The organism is Paractinoplanes ovalisporus (assembly GCF_016834655.1).
Taxonomy (GTDB): domain Bacteria; phylum Actinomycetota; class Actinomycetes; order Mycobacteriales; family Micromonosporaceae; genus Actinoplanes; species Actinoplanes ovalisporus.
In genome coordinates this window covers 146,653-162,516 of the sequence record NZ_JAENHP010000022.1, presented here as the reverse complement: position 1 = coordinate 162,516, position 15,864 = coordinate 146,653, and the positions used below count along the sequence as shown (strand labels likewise).

At 70.3% G+C, this 15,864-nt stretch carries 14 protein-coding genes; 9 read left to right on the top strand and 5 right to left on the bottom strand.

All coding sequences use genetic code 11. The features are described from left to right. The first annotated feature begins 2 nt into the window (after positions 1-2). A complete protein-coding gene (locus JIG36_RS41330; RefSeq protein ID WP_203382110.1) occupies positions 3-539 on the top strand; it encodes a P-loop NTPase family protein in 537 nt (178 codons plus the stop codon). A gap of 4 nt (positions 540-543) precedes the next feature. After that, a complete protein-coding gene (locus tag JIG36_RS41325; protein ID WP_203382108.1) occupies positions 544-1,653 on the top strand; it encodes a hypothetical protein in 1,110 nt (369 codons plus the stop codon). 135 nt (positions 1,654-1,788) lie between these two features. On the opposite strand, the gene JIG36_RS41320 is transcribed toward JIG36_RS41325, so the two are convergent. Next, entirely contained in the window at positions 1,789-2,628 is an 840-nt protein-coding gene (locus JIG36_RS41320) for a PhzF family phenazine biosynthesis protein (RefSeq protein ID WP_203382106.1), read from the bottom strand. 200 nt (positions 2,629-2,828) lie between these two features. On the opposite strand from JIG36_RS41320, the gene JIG36_RS41315 reads away from it, so the two are divergent. From JIG36_RS41315 to JIG36_RS41305, 3 genes are read left to right on the top strand one after another with little or no spacing between them, the layout of a single operon-like run. Further along, positions 2,829-7,016: a GH92 family glycosyl hydrolase gene (locus JIG36_RS41315; RefSeq protein ID WP_438870795.1), complete on the top strand. Its 4,188-nt coding sequence runs from the start codon at positions 2,829-2,831 to the stop codon at positions 7,014-7,016. Positions 7,017-7,069: 53 nt separating this feature from the next. After that, positions 7,070-7,483 carry a PPOX class F420-dependent oxidoreductase gene (locus JIG36_RS41310; protein WP_203382104.1) on the top strand — a complete coding sequence of 138 codons (414 nt, stop codon included), beginning with the start codon at positions 7,070-7,072 and terminating at the stop codon, positions 7,481-7,483. Further along, positions 7,480-8,538 (top strand): DNA glycosylase AlkZ-like family protein, encoded by a 1,059-nt coding sequence (locus JIG36_RS41305; RefSeq protein WP_203382102.1) that lies wholly within the window; start codon positions 7,480-7,482, stop codon positions 8,536-8,538. Before JIG36_RS41310 ends, JIG36_RS41305 begins: the two co-directional genes overlap by 4 nt. On the opposite strand, the gene JIG36_RS41300 is transcribed toward JIG36_RS41305, so the two are convergent. Then, positions 8,465-9,100, bottom strand: a complete 636-nt coding sequence (locus JIG36_RS41300; protein WP_203382100.1) for a TetR/AcrR family transcriptional regulator — start codon at positions 9,098-9,100, stop codon at positions 8,465-8,467. The genes JIG36_RS41305 and JIG36_RS41300 overlap by 74 nt on opposite strands. A gap of 67 nt (positions 9,101-9,167) precedes the next feature. Between JIG36_RS41300 and JIG36_RS41295 the strand changes: the two genes are divergently transcribed. From JIG36_RS41295 to JIG36_RS41285, 3 genes are all read left to right on the top strand, one after another. Beyond that, a complete protein-coding gene (locus JIG36_RS41295) occupies positions 9,168-10,028 on the top strand; it encodes an SDR family NAD(P)-dependent oxidoreductase (protein WP_203382098.1) in 861 nt (286 codons plus the stop codon). A 33-nt stretch (positions 10,029-10,061) separates the two neighbouring features. Then, entirely contained in the window at positions 10,062-10,595 is a 534-nt protein-coding gene (locus JIG36_RS53680) for a hypothetical protein (protein ID WP_203382096.1), read from the top strand. A 545-nt stretch (positions 10,596-11,140) separates the two neighbouring features. Beyond that, the gene (locus JIG36_RS41285; RefSeq protein ID WP_203382094.1) at positions 11,141-13,183 is read left to right on the top strand and encodes an NAD(+) synthase; all 2,043 of its coding nucleotides are present in this window, start codon (positions 11,141-11,143) and stop codon (positions 13,181-13,183) included. 64 nt (positions 13,184-13,247) lie between these two features. On the opposite strand, the gene JIG36_RS41280 is transcribed toward JIG36_RS41285, so the two are convergent. Both JIG36_RS41280 and JIG36_RS41275 read right to left on the bottom strand, forming a co-directional pair. Beyond that, positions 13,248-13,793, bottom strand: coding sequence for a GNAT family N-acetyltransferase (locus tag JIG36_RS41280; protein WP_203382092.1), 546 nt, complete (start codon positions 13,791-13,793; stop codon positions 13,248-13,250). Positions 13,794-13,893: 100 nt separating this feature from the next. Next, positions 13,894-14,535, bottom strand: coding sequence for a TetR/AcrR family transcriptional regulator C-terminal domain-containing protein (locus tag JIG36_RS41275; RefSeq protein WP_203382090.1), 642 nt, complete (start codon positions 14,533-14,535; stop codon positions 13,894-13,896). 73 nt (positions 14,536-14,608) lie between these two features. On the opposite strand from JIG36_RS41275, the gene JIG36_RS41270 reads away from it, so the two are divergent. Further along, the gene (locus tag JIG36_RS41270; RefSeq protein WP_203382088.1) at positions 14,609-15,151 is read left to right on the top strand and encodes a TDT family transporter; all 543 of its coding nucleotides are present in this window, start codon (positions 14,609-14,611) and stop codon (positions 15,149-15,151) included. Between the two features lies 1 nt (position 15,152). Here JIG36_RS41270 and JIG36_RS41265 read toward each other — a convergent pair whose 3' ends face one another. Next, on the bottom strand, positions 15,153-15,797 hold the full coding sequence (locus tag JIG36_RS41265; protein WP_203382086.1) for a GNAT family N-acetyltransferase: 645 nt from the start codon (positions 15,795-15,797) through the stop codon (positions 15,153-15,155). Positions 15,798-15,864: the final 67 nt, after the last annotated feature.

The following is a 15,864-nucleotide window of genomic DNA, read 5'->3' as shown; positions in this document are numbered from 1 at the left end:
ACATGCGACGGATCCTGGTCTACGGGGTGACCGGCTCCGGCAAGTCGACGCTCGCGGCCCTCATCGGCCGGCGGCTCGGCCTGCCCTACCACTCGATCGACGACCTGATGTGGCGGCCCGGCTGGGTGCCGGTGCCCGAGGCGGAACAGCGGGCCATCATCAAGGAACTGCTCGCGGGCGACGAGTGGGTGATCGACGCCGCGTACGGCTTCTGGCACGACCTGGCCCTGGAACGCGCCGATCTGATCGTCGGCCTCGACCTGCCCCGCCACCGCTCGTACGGCCAGTTGCTGCGCCGCACGGTGACGCAGGTCGTGCGGCGCACCCCGACGTGCAACGGCAACTACGAGACGTGGCGCCTGGCGTTCTTCAGCCGCGAGTCGATGCTCTGGTTCCACGTCCACTCGTTCGCCCGCAAGCGCCGCCGCATGCGGTTGTGGCACTCGAGCCCCGACTTCCCCGAGACCGTGCTGCTGCGCTCGCGGGCCGAGGTGCATCGATGGCTGGCGGCATTGCCGGCCCTCGATGAGCGATCATGACCTCGTGGAGCGCATCTCGCTGACCGGGCCCGGCAGCCACGAGCTCGTCCGCAAGCCTGGGGTCGGGAGTTGTTCGATCGGCCCATACGGAGATCTCGAGGTCGCCCCGGACGAACACGTGGACTGGACCGTCTTCGACCAGTTCACCACCCCCGCCGGGTCGCCGTGGCCGCGCTGGATCGACTACGAGGGCGACGACACCGGCTGGATCACGTGGGCGGCCCGGCGCCCGATCGAGGGCTTCACCTGGACCCCGTACGCCGCCCACGACCTGGACGCGAGCGGCGCCGACATCCACGGTCTGGCCGTCGTGCTGCGCCGCGCCCGGCTGAGCCTGACGCTGCCAGCCGGCCGTTTCACCCTCGGCGGCGACCTCGGCCTGTTCACGCCACGCCTCGCGCCGGGAGCCGAGTGCCCGCCACTGAGCCTGCACCCGGACACGATGGTCGCGCCCGACCGGCCGTACGCGCTGCCGCCCCTGCCCACGTTGGCCGGCGCGACGTCGCTCGCCGTGTCGGTGCCGCCGCTGCGGCAGCCGTTCGACTGCGCGAGCCTGCTCCAGTTCCCCGGGCTGACCCGGGTCGAGCTGTCCGGCAGCCTGGTCGGGCTCGAAGCGCTGACCGAGCTGAAAGGCCTGACCGCGCTTCAGTTGCGCTACGCGCCCGAGCTGCCGGGGCTGGCCCCGCTCGACACCTGGCCGCGGCTGACCCACCTGATCGCCTGGAACGTCGGTGAAGCGGACGGCAAGCGGCTGCGGGCCCAGTTGCGCGGCACCGACCGGGAGTGGCGCAACTCGTCGGTCTCCAAGGTGCGCAAGCCCGAATGGTTCACGACCGAGTACGGGCTGCCGTTCGCCGGCTGGCCGTCCCGGTCGGCCCGCGCCGCGGTGAAGGCCTTCCGCACGGCCGAGGCCGCGATTCTCGGAGCCACCACGCCGGCTCAGGTCGAGGCGGCTGTGCGCGGGTTCGTCGCCGCGATCAACCGGCTGTCCCGCATCGAGACCACCGAGCGTGAGGACGCCGCGGTCGCGGTCGGCCTGCTCACTGCGGCTACGCCGCTCGGTGATCTGAGCAAGGCCGCCGCCGCGTGGTTCGACGACGCCCGGGACTTCTGAGCGCCCGGGCCGACGAACAGCGCGGCGGCAGTGGCGGCGGGCGCGGGGCGCGAGGGCGCGAGGCGCGAGGGCGCGGGCGCGAGGGCGCGGGGCGCGAGGGCGCGGGCGTGGCAGCGGCGCGTTGGCTGCGGCGGCTCAGTCCAGGCGGAACTTGCCGGCTATGACGGCCTCGCCGCCGACCTCGACCAGGCCTCCGGGGCGGGCCGAAGCCAGGATGGTGGCCGGAGAACCCAACGAGTCGCCCATGTCGACCGCGATCGTGCGCCCGGCCATCGCGGCCGCCAGGCAGGCGGTGCTGTTGGCGTTGGCCACGTCTTCGGGAACGCCGATCGCCGGGGCGAACATGCGGGCGGCCAGCCGCCCCTCGCCGTCCGGCGGGCTGTGCACGTAACAGCCGATCAGGCCCAGCCGTTCGCACACCGCGCCCAGCCGCGCCGGGTCGGGCGCCAGCGTGGCCAGCGCGGCCCGCGACTCGATCGGCACCAGCAGCCGCCAGCGCCCGGTCGAGGCGGCCAGAACGCCCAACGGAATGCCGATCCCATTGCCGCCGAAGCCCAGCATCGGCAGCACCTCGGTCAGTTCGGGCCCGGTCGGCAACCGCAGGTCGACCCGGCTCTCCAGGAAGGTCGCCATCGTGCCACCGGTGACATAGCCGGTCAGGCTGTGGCCACCGATCCGGAGCGGCACGATCATGTCGGGCAGTCCGGCCTGTTCGGCCAGGAAGGCCAGGGCCGCGACGGTGCCGTGCCCACAGGCCGGCAGCTCACCGGCGGCGGTGAAGAACCGCAGGTCGACCGGGCCTTCGGGCGGACCGGAGACCACGACCACGTGGGAGGCGCCGACCCGGCCCGGCAGCCGGCAGAGCGAGGGCAGATCGGGCGGGGCGCCGGAGAGGCAGAGGACAGCGGTGGGGCTGCCACCGCGACCCTCGCGCCGGCAGGAGTGCACCACGGCGACGTCCGTCCGGGCCCCCATTAATCGCACACATTTGAACACCGGGACCGGAAGATCCGGTCGTCCGAAGTGACCATATCGAGCGCCAGAACAGGACACAAGGTCCCCACTGACATCGATGTCAGGCGTTGCGCGATTGTGTGCGTTCCGCTCTTGCTCATTGATTGATTTACCAGTAACGATGTGTCGCGGACGTTACGTGGATGATCGGAGGAGGTCGGATGCGCCGACCACGGTGGTTAGTCGCGGCAGTGCCCCTGGCGATGGCGGGAACGATGCTGATGGGGGCGCCGGCGCACGCGGCCGCCCCCGACTTCGCGTCCTCCTTCGAGACCGGTCAGCCCGAGCCCGACTGGACAGACACAACCGAACGGGCCGAGGGCGTCGACGGCACCGTGATCGTCGGCATGCCGGGCAGCCTGCGCGGCCGGGTCACCGCGATCGCGGTCAACGCCCAGCCCAACGGGAACGAGGGCGCGAACAACCTCAACGACGGCGACGCCGCGACCAAGTGGCTGGTCGACACCCCGACGAGCTGGGCCCAGTACACCCTGGACGCCCCCGCCGAGGTCGTCAAATATGCCCTGACCAGCGCCAACGACGCCCCCGAGCGCGACCCGCGGGACTGGAACCTGCAGGGCTCGGCCGACGGCGAGACCTGGACCACGGTCGACACCCGCAGCGGCGAGACCTTCGACGACCGGTTCCAGACCAAGACGTACGAGGTCGCGAACCCGGCCAGCTTCAAGATCTGGCGCCTGAACATCACCGGGCACCCGTCGGGCAACCTCACCCAGCTGGCCGACCTCGAGCTGGCGGACGGCAACACCACGACCCCGCCCACCGGCCCGATGCAGAGCCGGGTCGGCAACGGCCCGGCCAGCTCCCCCACGGCCAAGGCGAACGCGGGTTACACCGGCCTCAAGGCGTTCCAGATCGCCGGGCGCCACACCGCCGAGGGCCGCGGATACGCGTACAACAAGGTCTTTGACGTCAACGTCACGGTCACCGACGACACCGAGCTCAGCTATCTGGTCTTCCCCGAGTTCAACCGCACCGACCTGAGCAACCCCGCCACGTACGCGGCCGTGGATCTCGCCTTCACCGACGGCACCTATCTGTCCGGGCTCAAGGCGAAGGACCAGCACGGCATCGTGGTGAGCCCGTCCGCGCAGGGCGCCTCCAAGACGCTCTACACCGGACAGTGGAACCTCAAGAAGACCCGGATCGGCGCCGTCGCCAAGGGCAAGACCGTCGACCGCGTGCTCGTCGGTTACGACAAGCCCAGCGGCCCCACCTCGTTCCGCACCTGGTTCGACGACATCGCGATCGGCGACGTCACCCCGGCCAGGCCGCAGACCAACCTTTCCGCGTACGTCGACACGCGCCGGGGAACGCAGTCGAGCGGCGACTTCTCGCGGGGCAACAACTTCCCCGCCACCGCCGTGCCGCACGGCTTCAACTTCTGGACGCCGGTGACCGACGCCGGCTCGACCAGCTGGCTCTACCAGTGGTCGCGCCAGAACAACGCCGACAACAAGCCGACGATCCAGGCGTTCTCGGCCAGCCACGAGCCCAGTCCGTGGATGGGTGACCGCCAGACGTTCCAGGTCATGCCGTCGACGGCGCTGAACCCGGCCCGCACCGCCCGGGCGCTGCCGTTCACGCACGACAACGAGGTGGCCAAGCCGTACTACTACGGCGTCACCTTCGACAACGGGCTCAGGACCGAGCTCGCGCCGACCGACCACGCCGCCCTCTACCGGTTCACGTTCCCCGGTGACAACGGCAACCTGATCTTCGACAACGTCAACAACAACGCCGGCCTGACCATCGACGCGGCGAACAACGCGATCAGCGGCTGGACCGACGTCAACAGCGGTGGCCTCTCGGCCGGCTGGACGCGCATGTTCGTCTACGCCACGTTCGACAAGACCGTCACCGCGAGCGGCTCGCTGGCCGCGGGCAACCGGCCGTCCACCGGTTACGTCAGCTTCGGCGACAAGACCGTGCACATGCGGATCGCCACCTCGCTGATCAGCGTGGCCCAGGCCAAGCACAACCTCGACCTGGAGATCGCGGACGGCGCGACGCTCGAGTCGGTGCGGGACAGCGCCCAGAAGCTGTGGGACGCCAAGATGAAGACGATCGAGGTCGAGGGCGCGAGCGAGGACCAGCTGGTCACGCTCTACTCGAACCTCTACCGGCTGTTCCTCTACCCGAACTCGGCCTACGAGAACACGGGCACCGACGCCGACCCGGCCTACAAGCACACCGTGCAGTCGGCGGTGACCAGCCCGGCCAGCACCCCGACCGAGACCGGGGCGCCGGTCAAGGACGGCAAGGTCTACGTCAACAACGGGTTCTGGGACACCTACCGCACCACCTGGCCGGCGTACTCGCTGCTCACCCCCAAGATGGCGGGCGAGATGGTCGACGGGTTCGTGCAGCAGTACCGGGACGGCGGGTGGATCTCGCGCTGGTCGTCCCCGGGCTACGCGAACCTGATGGTGGGCACGTCGTCGGATGTGGCCTTCGCCGACGCGTACCGCAAGGGTGTGAAGGGTTTTGACGTCGAGGAGGCCTATGCCGCCGCGGTGAAGAACGCCACGGTGACGCCCCCCAACCAGAACGTGGGCCGCAAGGGTCTGGCGACGTCGATCTTCAAGGGCTACACGCCCAGCGACGCCACCGGCGAGGCCATGAGCTGGGCCATGGACGGCTACATCAACGACTTCGGCATCGCGAACATGGCGTCGGCGCTGGCCGAGAAGACCGGCGAGAAGCGGTACGCCGAGGAGGCCGAGTACTTCCGCAACCGCGCGCTCAACTACGTCAACATGTTCGACAAGTCGGTCGGCTTCTTCCAGGGCAAGAACTCGTCGGGTGTGTGGCGGCAGTCGCCGGAGAACTACGACCCGCGCGTCTGGGGCTACGACTACACCGAGACCAACGGCTGGAACATGGCCTTCCACGTGCCGCAGGACGGTCAGGGACTGGCCAACCTCTACGGCGGGAAGAAGGGCCTGGCCGACAAGCTGGACGAGTTCTTCGCCACGCCCGAGACGGCGACCTTCCCCGGCTCGTACGGGGGCACGATCCACGAGATGCTCGAGGCGCGTGACGTCCGGATGGGCCAATACGGGCACAGCAACCAGCCGTCGCACCACATCATCTACATGTACGACTACGCCGGTCAGCCCGCGAAGGCCCAGAAGCTCGCCCGCGAGGCGCTGTCCCGGCTCTACCTGGGCAGCGAGATCGGCCAGGGGTACCCCGGCGACGAGGACAACGGCGAGATGTCGGCCTGGCAGGTGTTCTCGGCACTCGGCTTCTACCCGCTGCAGATGGGCTCACCGGCGTACGCGGTCGGGTCTCCGCTCTTCAAGAAGGCCACGGTCAACCTGGAGAACGGCAAGAAGATCGTCATCAACGCGCCGAACAACAGCGCCGAGAACGTCTACGTCCAGGATCTGAAGATCAACGGCAGGACGGCCGGTACGTCGATCCCACACTCGGCGCTGGCCGACGGCGCGGTGCTCGACTTCAAGATGGGCCCGAACCCGTCGTCGTGGGGCGCCGACGCCCCGCCGCCGTCGCTCACCACCGGCAGCGCGCCGGCCGAGCCGCTGCGCGACCTGACCGGGTCCGGCAAGGGCACCGCCTCGGTGGCCGGACTGGTCGACGACAACAGCGCCACCCCGGGCAGCGGCCCGTTCACCTATCAGTTCGCGAGCGCCGGGGAGCAGGCCACGTACTACACGCTGACCTCGGCGGCGGCGGCCGGCAGCGACCCGGCGTCGTGGACCGTCCGCGGCTCGTACGACGGCACGACCTGGACGACGATCGACACCCGGTCGGGCGAGAAGTTCGACTGGCGGCAGCAGACCCGGCCGTTCAAGATCACGTCGCCCGGGCGGTACAAGCACTACTCGGTCGTCTTCGACGGCACGCTCGCCGAGGTGGAGTTGCTCGGCAAGCCGGCCCCGGCCTGCACGACGACCATCGCGGACCAGGTGTCGGGGGCGCTCACGGTCAGTTCCGGCGTGACGTGCCTGGCCCCCGGCTCGACCGTCACCGGGCTGGTCACCGTACGCAATGGCGCCTCCCTGTATGCCACAGGCGCGACCCTGAAGGCGGCTCTCACGGCGACCGGGGCGGGCACGATCTCGCTGCTCGGCTCCAACGTGCAGGGCTTCGTGACAGCGACCAACTCGGGGCCGGTGTCGATCGAGGGCTCGACGGTGCGCGGGATCGTGACCCTGACGAGCGGCAAGACGTCGACCGTGGTCGCCGGCAACACCATCAACGGGGCTCTGACCTGCACCGGTAACAACCCGGCGCCGGTCAACAACGGCCTCAAGAACGCGGGTACGGGTCTCCGACTGGGGCAGTGCTCGAAGCTGTGACGATTCGGGGCGGCGGGCCTTCCCGCCGCCCCGTTCTCAGTAATGTCATGACCATGTCAGACGAGAAGCTGTGGGGTGTGGTCGCGGCGGGGAACCTGGGCACCGTCGCGACCATCAAGAAGGACGGACGGCCGCAGCTGTCCGACGTCAGCTACATCGCCCTGCCCGGGCTGATCCGCTTCTCCACCCGCACGACGCTGGCCAAGGTGCACAACCTGCGCCGCGACCCGCGGGTGAGCGTCAAGGTCTCGGGCGAGCAGGGATACGCCGTCGCCGAGGGCACGGCCGAGCTGAGCCAGGTCGCGTGGAGCCTGGACGACGAGGTGGTCGAGGAACTCGTCGAGATCTACCGGCTGATCCGCGGCCAGGAACACCCCGACTGGGACGACTACCGGCGCGCGATGGTCGCCGACGGCCGCCTGGTGGTGCGGATCCGGGTCGAGCACCTGTACGGCTGGGTGATGTGACCGTCTCACTGACCCGCGCCGAAGCCCGCCGGATCGCCGTACGGGCGCAATTGCTCGCTCTTCCGCGGCCGTCGTCGGTGGAGGAGACCATCGACCGGCTCACGTTCCTCCAGTTCGACCAGACCGCGGCCGTGGCGCCGCACGCCGATCTGGCCCTGTGGAGCCGGCTGGGTTCGTCCTACCGGCCCGCCGAACTGGCCGCGGGCCTGGCCGACCGCACCTACGTGGACCTTCGCGGCATGATCCGCCCGATGGCCGACATCCCGCTCTTCAAGGCCGAGATGGCCGCGCTGACCGTGCCCGACTCCCCGTTCGCGCACGAGGGCGCCCAGCACTGGGTGCTCGCCAACGACGGTTTCCGGCGCGACGTGCTCGAGTTGCTGGACCGCGACGGCCCGGTGCCCCACTCCGTCATCCCCGACACGGCCCAGGTGCCGTGGGGTTCCTCCGGATGGAACAACAACCGCAACGTCGGCATGATGCTGGAGTGCCTGATGGTGCGGGGCGAGATCGCCGTGGCCGACCGCGACGGCCGTGAACGCATGTGGGATCTGGCCCACCGCGTCTACCCGAGCGAGACCGTGCCGGCTGATGAGGCTCTTTCCCTGCGCTCGGCGCGGCTGCTCCGCTCCCTGGGCATCGCCCGCCGCATCGACGCGGGCGAGCCGGCGCGCATCGAGGGCACCCGCGGCGTGTGGCGGGTCGATCCGGCCTTCCTGTCCGGCCCGTTCGAGGGTCGCACCGCGCTGGTCTCCCCCTTGGACCGCCTGATCTTCGACCGCAAGCGGATGGTCGAGCTGTTCGAGTTCGACTACAACCTCGAGATGTACAAGCCGGCCGCCGCCCGCCGCTGGGGCTACTGGGCGATGCCGATCCTGCACCACGACCGCCTGATCGGAAAGCTGGACGCCACCGCCGACCGCAAGCAGGGCGTCCTGCGCGTCGACGCCGTCCACGAAGACTCCCCGTTCCCGCAGAAGGTCATGGCCGCGGTGCTGGCCGAGATCCGTGACCTGGCCCGCTGGCTGGGTCTGGGACTCGACCTCCCGGCCTAGCGACCAGATCGACCAGCGTGGCGGCCAGATCCTCGGCGGTGGTGCCCCACTTGGGGTCGGCGAGCTGACCGCTGGCCTCCAGCCCGGCGATGCCGTTCGCGCTGGCGACCAGCAGCGCGCCGTAGCGGCGGGCCTCGCCTTCGCCGACCAGGTCGGCCACGACGGCCAGGAACTCGGTCTGGCTGTGCTGCGCGGCCCGGGCCAGGGCGGCCGGATCGCCGGGCGGGTTGCTGAACATCAGCTTGTAGAGGTGCGGCCGGGAGCGGCCGATCTCGATCATCGCGATCAGCCCGGCCCGCAGCTTGCCGGCCGGTGACATGTGCGGATCGGCGCGGAGTTCCTGCATCTGGCGGCCCAGGGCCTCCCAGGCCTGCGACCCGATCGCGATCAGCAGGCTCTCCTTGTCGGGAAAGTGCCGGTAGGGCGCTCCCCGCGTCACGCCGGCCCGCGCGCCCACCTCGCGCAGCGTCACCGCCTCGGGCCCGCCGAGATCGAGCAGCTCCGCGGCCGCGTCGAGCAGGGCCCGCCTGGTGGCGGCGGCCGATTCGGCGCGGCTGGTCATGCCGGTGATCCTATCCGCGGCCACCATTCAGTTGACAACGTCATCTCAATGCCGCACACTCGTTCAGGTGACAACGTCATCTGAAAGCCTCGCCATCGTGACCGGCGCGTCGACCGGAATGGGCGCGGCCACCGCCCGCGAGCTGGCCCGCCGCGGCTACCACGTGCTGGCCGGGGTGCGCCGCGAACGCGACGGCCAGTCCCTGCTCGACGCCGGGGTCGAACCGGTGATCCTCGACATCACCGACCCCGGCCACATCGCCGCCCTGACCGCCCGCGTCGAGCAGGACCCGCGTCCACTGCGGGCGCTCATCAACAACGCGGGGATCCCCGGCGCCGGCCCGATCGAGGTGACGCCGCTGGACGAGTGGCGGCGCATCTTCGAGGTGAACCTCTTCGGCCACGTCGCCGTCATCCAGGCCCTGCTGCCGGCGCTGGTGCGCGGGCGGGGCCGCATCGTCAACATCACGTCGCTGAACGGCCGGCTCTCCATGGCCGGCTACGGCCCGTACGCCAGCAGCAAGTTCGCCATGGAAGCGATGAGCGACGCCCTCCGCAACGAGCTGGCCCCGCACGGCGTGCCGGTGGTGGTGGTCGAGCCCGGCGGCGTCAAGACCGCGATGGCCGGCCACGGGACCGCCCGCCTGAGCGACCTCGGCGCCCGGATGTCCCCCGAGCAGAACGAGCGCTACGGCGACCTGGTGCAGGCCTTGCCGTCGCACGTCGCCGCCTTCACCGAGGCCGGCAACACCGCGGAGGAGGCGGCCCGCACGATCGCGAAGGCGGCCACCGTACGCAGGCCACGTACCCGCTACACGATCGGCACCACGGCGGCGTTCCTCATCGGAGTGTCCCGTTTCCTGCCCGACCGGTTGCTCGACCGCATGACGACCGCCGACCTGCGCAAGCACTACCGACCCGTCCGCTGACGCGGGGCCGAGGCCCGCTATCGTTCGGCCTCGATGAACAGGACATGGCAACGGGTCGCGGCCGCGGCGGCCCTGGTGATGGCGGTTGCGGGCTGCACTCCGGACGAGAAGCCGGCCCCGGCATCGCCGGTCCTGTCGGCCGGCTGCCCGAAGTTGTCCGCGGTCCCGGCGGCCGGCGAACGCCAGGTGATCCAGATCAACCGGGACGAGCAGGAGGTGCTGGAGCGGATCGTGCCGGGCGCACGGATCGACTACGTCGTCTGCCAGTACCCGGGGCCGCCCGACATCGCGGTCCACGTGCGGGCGTTCCAGGGCGAAAAAGGACCGGCCCAGGCCACGGCCCTGGCCGATGCCGAACAGAGCACAACATCGGAGTCCGGCGCCGGTTTCGTGACCGTGCCGGCCGTCGGCGACAGCGGCGGCTTCGCCTGGTCCGACGAGCCGGAGTATACCTTGGCGACCCACGCGGGCAACGCGTACGTCGTCGTCATCATGAACCCCGGCACCGCGGCCGACTCATCCAAGCTCACCACCGTCATGACCGACGTGCTGAAGGCCCTGTCATAGAGGCGGTTCGCCCGGCCTTCAGGCTGAAGATCTGCCTTCAGCTGCGCCCGCAGAAGCGAGAACTGGCGGATGACCACGCAGCCACGCCTCCGCTCCGCCTCGGCCGGCTTCAGTGACCTGAGCTCTTCCGCGAGCGCCGCGGGAACGATGGAACCGATGGGACACACGAGGTTCGTGCGCACTCCGACGTACAGATCACGGGTCCGCGCCGATGCGAAAACACTTGGCATGCGGATCCTCGAGGCTTCCCGGCATCGCTGTTGGCCGATAGTTCCACAGCCCGCAAAATCGATCTTTCGCGCGAACGGCCGGGGTGCCGCCGCGAGGGGCGGGCGGTGGACGTCCTGATTTTCGGGCGTGGGAGACCGTGGGTGCGGTGCCGAGCCCGGCCACCGGGAACATCCCGGTCGTGCGCTACGGCCGTGAGCACCGATCGGATCGCAGGCACACTGGTTCGGCCCCGGTTGCGGTTGGCGGAGGAGACGTTGCGTACGAAAGCCGGGGGTTGATAGGACACACCCGGCGCGTTTGGCAATGATGGGGACGTGAACTTCCGGTCGATCTATCAGCACGGGTTCGCGCGCGTGGCCGCGTGCACCAACCACGCCGTTGTCGGGGACCCCGCCGCCAACGCCGAGGCCATTCTGCGGCAGGCCCGCCGCTGTGACGAGGAAGGTGTGGCCGTCGCGCTCTTTCCCGAGCTCGGGCTGTGCGGCTATTCGATCGAAGACCTGCTCATGCAGGACGTGATGCTCGACGACGTGCTGACAGGGCTGCGAACCGTCGTCGAGGGGTCGGCCGACCTGGTGCCGGTGCTGATCGTGGGGGCGCCGTTGCTGCACCGCAACCGGATCTACAACTGTGCCGTCGTCGTGCACCGTGGGCGGATCCTGGGGATCGCACCCAAGTCCTATCTGCCGAACTACCGTGAGTTCTACGAGAAGCGGCAGATCGCGGCGGGCGACGACGAGCGTGGCGGCTTCTACGACGGTGACATCCCGTTCGGCACCGATCTGCTGTTCACCGCCGAAGACGTGCCGGGGCTGGTGGTGCACGCCGAGGTCTGCGAAGACATGTGGGTGCCGATCCCGCCCAGCGCCGAGGCCGCCCTCGCGGGGGCGACCGTGCTGGTGAACCTGTCGGGCAGCCCGATCACGGTGGGTCGCGCCGAAGACCGGCGGCTGCTGTGCAAGTCGGCGTCGTCGCGCTGCCTGGCCGCGTACGTCTATGCCGCCGCCGGTCTGGGCGAGTCGACCACCGACCTGTCCTGGGACGGGCAGACCATGATCTATGAGAACGGGTCGCTGCTGGCCGAGACCGACCGGTTCCCGCTCGACGACCGGATGGCGGTGGCCGACGTCGACCTCGACCTGCTGCGCCAGGAGCGGCTGCGGATGGGCTCGTTCGACGACAACCGGCGCACCCACGCGGGCCGCACAAGCGAGTTCCGGCACGTACGGTTCCGGCTCGACGCCCCCACCGGCGACCTCGGGTTGAAGCGGAGGATCGAGCGCTTCCCGTTCGTCCCGGCCGACGTCGACCGGCTCGCCTTGGACTGCTACGAGGCGTACAACATCCAGGTCGCCGGTCTGCAGCAGCGTCTCGCCTCGATCGGCAACCCGAAGGTCGTCATCGGGGTCTCGGGCGGCCTCGACTCGACCCACGCCCTGATCGTGGCCGCCCGCGCCATGGACCGGGCCGGCCGCCCGCGCAGCGACATCCTCGGTTTCACCATGCCGGGCTTCGCCACCAGCGCGAACACCAAGAGCAACGCCCACCGGCTGATGCAGTCGCTCGGCGTGACCGCGGCCGAGCTCGACATCACCTCGACCGCCAAGCTGATGCTGTCCGAGATGGGGCACCCGTTCGCGTCGGGCGAGCCGGTCTACGACGTCACGTTCGAGAACGTGCAGGCCGGCCTGCGCACCGACTACCTGTTCCGGCTGGCCAACCAGCGCGGCGGCATCGTGCTCGGCACCGGTGACCTGTCCGAGCTGGCGCTGGGCTGGTGCACGTACGGCGTCGGCGATCAGATGAGCCACTACAACGTCAACGGCGGCGTCCCCAAGACGCTCATGCAGCACCTGATCCGCTGGGTGGTCTCCGAGAAGATCTTCGACGCCGAGGTGGGAGACGTGCTCACCGACGTTCTCAACACCGAGATCAGCCCCGAACTGGTCCCCGGCGCCGAGCTTCAGTCGACCGAGAGCACCATCGGGCCGTACGCGCTGCACGATTTCGCCCTGTTCCACATCCTGCGCTACGGCATGCGCCCGTCCAAGATCGGCTTCATGGCCTGGCACGCCTGGCGCGACGCGGCCACCGGCGCCTGGCCGCCGAACTTCCCCGACCCCAAGCGCGTCGAGTACGACCTGACCGACATCCGGCACTGGCTCGAGACGTTCTGCCGCCGCTTCTTCGCGTTCGCCCAGTTCAAACGCTCCGCGATGCCCAACGGCCCCAAGGTCTCGGCCGGCGGCTCACTCTCCCCGCGCGGCGACTGGCGCGCCCCGTCCGACGGCAACGCGAACGCCTGGCTGCGAGATCTGGAGCGCTTCGAAGAATTTCGTACGCCACGTCGACCCTGACCGACCACCGGCGAGCTTCGGCGTGGTTCGATGCCGTGGCGCACGAGCGGGAGGTTCCCGGTGGTCACGCCTCAAACGTGCATCGGGCGAGCACCCCCACGCCGCCCTCGAACGTCAGGCCCGGGAACCAGAAGTCACGGGTGACCTCGACGAACCCGAGGCGGGTGTGCAGGTCGATCGACGACTGGTTCCGGGCGCTCGCGAAGTACCAGACCTCGGACGCCCGTTCCGCGATGGCCTCGAGCCGCACCCGGGTCAGCGCCCGCCCGACACCCCGGCGGCGCTGCTCGGGCGCGACGACCAGCCCCATGAGATACCACCCGGACGGCGCGGCGTTCGCCGGCGCGTCGTCCGGCGGCGTCCAGAACGTGGCCCGCGCATATCCGACGATCCGCCCGGCCTCCTCGGCGACGTGCAGCATCGTGCTCTCGCTCAGCTTCTTCCGCCACGGTTCCCGGTCGAGCTTGAGCACCGACTCGACCAGGTCGAGGCACCCCGGAATGTCATCGGGAACGGCCTCGCGGACGGCGAAGGCCGCGGACGGACCACGCTCCCCGGCCGGCTCCGGTTCGTAGGCCGCGTAAACACTGGCATCCACCACGGCGTCCATCTTGCACCTTCACCCACTGGAGATCGCAGGATGACCGGCGTGAGGAGACCGGCCGCGACGCAGCGACCCGCCGGAACCGACAATCCGGGTGCTGCGCCGGTCAGCGGCGGGGACCCGGGCCCAGCTTGGCGGCTATGCCGGCGATGAGGACCTCCAGCTGTCGCTCGAAGCGGGCCTCTCCGGTCTGACGGGCGTGGCCGGTCCGGGCGACCAGGGGGGCGTCGCCGCCCACGCGCTGGTCCCGTTCCTCGGGTGCGTAGCGCGCCGGGTCGGACTGGGCCCTCTCCTGCTCCTCGATCACGTAGCCGACCACGAACGCGGTGACCAGATCGGTCGCGTCGGCGGCGTCGGCGACCGGGACGCCGGCGGCGGTCCAGCGGCGGAGCCACGGCTCCTGGGCCCGCAGGACGTCGACGTCGGTGATCAGGGTGCCGCTGAACGTGCGGGCGCCGTCGCGGTGGGCCAGGTATTCGGCGCGCAGGGCACGGGCGTACGCGATGAGGTCGTCGTGCCAGGACCCGCTGGCGGGGCGGCCGGTCAGCGCCCTCACGACGCGGCGGTTGATCTCGGTGCCCATCTCGTCGAGCAGGTCCTGCTTGCTGCGGACGTGGTAATAGAGCGCGGGCGCCCGGACGCCCAGCTGGGCCGCCACCGCCCGGACGGTCACCGCCTCGATGCCGTGTTCGTCGAGCACCGCCAGCGCCGCCGCCACCACCCCGTCGCGGGTCACGCCCTTGGCCACGCCCCGAATCTACCGCCCCTTGACGATTTAACTAAGTTAAGCAACGCTTGTTTAACTTAGTTAAGGAGGATTCGTGACGCCGGAGGATCTGACGGACTTCTTCGTGGCGAGCGCGGGTGTGGCGGGCGCTCTGATCGGGCTGCTGTTCGTCGTTCTCACCGTGGCCGAGCCGCGCTTCGCCGACGACCAGGAGGCGGCCCCGATCCATCGGGTACGGGCCGGGGCCGCCCTGATGTCGTTCATGAACGCGCTGACGGTCTCGCTGTTCGCGCTCGTGCCGGGCGGAAGGCTGGCCTGGGCGGCCGTCGTGGTCGCCGCCGCCGGGCTGCTGTTCGTGCTGGCGACCCTGCTCTCGCTGGCCCGCCTGCGGGTGCTCATGTCACGCCGCGTCCACGAGGCGGTGTTCCTGATCGGGCTGGCGGTCGTCTTCGTCTACCAGATAACCGTCGGCGTGCGACTGAGCGGCCACCTCGAGGAGAGCGGCCTCGTCAGCACGCTCGCCATGCTGGTGGTGGCCTGCTTCGTCATCGGCGTCTACCGGGCCTGGGACCTGGTCGGCGGCCCGTCGTTCGACCTGGGACGCGAGGTGCGGGCACTGCTCCGCAAAGGACGCTGAGTCAGGGCAGCCCCAGGACGGGGCGGCACGCCTCGACGCCGGACAGCTCGATGTCGTGGCGGCGGCCCTTCTCCCACGCCTCGCGGGTGAGCAGCCACTGCTGGATGCGGGCCGGCTCGCCCCGGCGGGTGTCCCAGTCGAGGCCGTTCGGCTCGTAGCCCAGCCGGCGCGAGATGCCGTTGGACGCCTCGTTGTCGACGAAGGCGTCGCTGCCGGCCTCGCGCGCCCCCAGGCCGGCAAAGGCCAGGTGCAGGATCGCCGCCCGCATCTCCTTGCCCAGGCCCTGGCCGCGCCGGCCCGGGGCCAGCCACGAGAAGCTGGTCACCGTGCCGAAGCGGGTGAAGTGGCGGCCGACCAGGTCCTGCATGCCGACCGGCTCGCCGTCGGCCAGCACCACGAAATACAGCCGCCACGCCTCGGGGGTCACCCGGCCGCGGCCGGTCCAGATGCCGCGCAGCCAGCGCCATTCGCGTTCGGGGCTGTCGGCGTAGAACGAGATCGGGTCGTCGAACGGCCACGGCTCGGTGTCGGCGATCCCGGCCCGCACCAGCGGCACGAGACGTTCCAGCAGGTCGTCGGTGGCGCCGGCGAGCGTCAGGCGCGGCGTGCGGACCTCGACGTTCAGCGGCGGATAGGTGTGGGCCACGCCCGGACGGTAGCCAGGCCGGCCGCCCGGCGCACCCGAAATAGCGCGTTGACACCGGTGGGCATGA

Excerpts from the sequence above, each read along its gene's own strand:
- JIG36_RS41330 (WP_203382110.1), top strand. The coding sequence starts at position 3 with ATGCGACGGATCCTGGTCTACGGGGTGACCGGCTCCGGCAAGTCGACG.
- JIG36_RS41320 (WP_203382106.1), bottom strand. The coding sequence starts at position 2,628 with ATGGGGGCCCGGACGGACGTCGCCGTGGTGCACTCCTGCCGGCGCGAG.
- JIG36_RS41315 (WP_438870795.1), top strand. The coding sequence starts at position 2,829 with ATGCGCCGACCACGGTGGTTAGTCGCGGCAGTGCCCCTGGCGATGGCG.
- JIG36_RS41310 (WP_203382104.1), top strand. The coding sequence starts at position 7,070 with ATGTCAGACGAGAAGCTGTGGGGTGTGGTCGCGGCGGGGAACCTGGGC.
- JIG36_RS41300 (WP_203382100.1), bottom strand. The coding sequence starts at position 9,100 with ATGACCAGCCGCGCCGAATCGGCCGCCGCCACCAGGCGGGCCCTGCTC.
- JIG36_RS53680 (WP_203382096.1), top strand. The coding sequence starts at position 10,062 with ATGAACAGGACATGGCAACGGGTCGCGGCCGCGGCGGCCCTGGTGATG.
- JIG36_RS41280 (WP_203382092.1), bottom strand. The coding sequence starts at position 13,793 with ATGGACGCCGTGGTGGATGCCAGTGTTTACGCGGCCTACGAACCGGAG.